We start from the raw sequence: 1048 nt of genomic DNA on the forward strand, positions 1-1048 counted from the left end.
TCCGGCGATGTCTTTCCTTGTGCGACCCATGTAAGGCACTCACGCTGACGTGGAGATAGCTCAACGAGTACCTTCGGGTGGGGAGGGGCGAACCGATTCAGCTCCAAACGAAATAGAGTGCTGATTACGCTCGCGAGCTGCCGGCTCGTCTCTGCATTGATAGGGGATGACCGGCCTGATAGATTGATGAGCAAAACACTGCCGCCAACCTCACGAATTGGAATGCTAAGCCCATTTTTGAGTCCGGCGTCGCATGCTTCCACGAGCACATGTCGCTCAGCGTGGTTCAAGTCGGTAATATCACCCCAGTGATAAGGTCCGGAAGAAGTAAAAGCCGCTCGATGTACGGGATCGACAAGGCCGTAGTCGTGCTGTAGATAGTGCTGCACCCAGTTATTGGGATAATGCGAGCAAATTGCCTCCATAGACATGCTGGGTCGAGAGCGAATGCAAGTCAGGGAGATCCGGGTAACGGCGTAACATGGAAAACCCAATGGAAGCACCGCATTGCCAAGTAAGTCAGAAAGCGAGGAAATATCCTTTGCATCGGTAAAGAGAGACAGAATGGGCGCCATTCGAGTGGCTAATGTGACATTCCACGGTGGTGGCTTGGATGCTTTTTTGTGTGTGCGGTGCCGAAATCGTGTTCTCATGACTTATACCTCGCTTATTGCCTAGTGGTATTTGAGAGAAATTCTGGAGCAGGGCGCCGGCTCGGTGGCAACGACTCGGACAAACAGTATGGTAGTGGGGCGCTGAATGCCCGCGCACCCGCTATGCTATGGCGGACGCCGGAAGTTGCGTCGTGATGGACGTTGGGCGCGTAGCTAGTGTGGAGTCTAATAGATTGGATCAGAACGTCATCCAATAGATTGTAATAGTTTAATACGTGATTTATTTTTTAAGTCACTGTCCGGAACAGGAACGATATTGCGATGCATTTTGCGATCACGTGCCGCGCCATCGGCGAAATTTCCTGAATTCAACGATCCTGTTAGCGAATGAAGAGCGCCGCTGCGGAAAATCCTCCCACTCCTCGGGCGCATAG

General features: G+C 52.1%; 2 protein-coding genes. Both read right to left on the minus strand.

Annotation, left to right across the window (positions count from 1 at the left end; all coding sequences use genetic code 11):
* Window positions 1–653 (minus strand): autoinducer binding domain-containing protein (locus tag DIE22_RS37770; RefSeq protein ID WP_124607548.1); only part of this gene is annotated, 653 nt, incomplete at its 3' end.
* A 207-nt stretch (window positions 654–860) separates the two neighbouring features.
* The coding region (locus DIE22_RS38550) for a hypothetical protein (protein ID WP_221623920.1) at window positions 861–1048 on the minus strand (188 nt) is incomplete at its 5' end.

Source organism: Burkholderia sp. Bp9142, assembly GCF_003853415.1.
Taxonomy (GTDB): domain Bacteria; phylum Pseudomonadota; class Gammaproteobacteria; order Burkholderiales; family Burkholderiaceae; genus Burkholderia.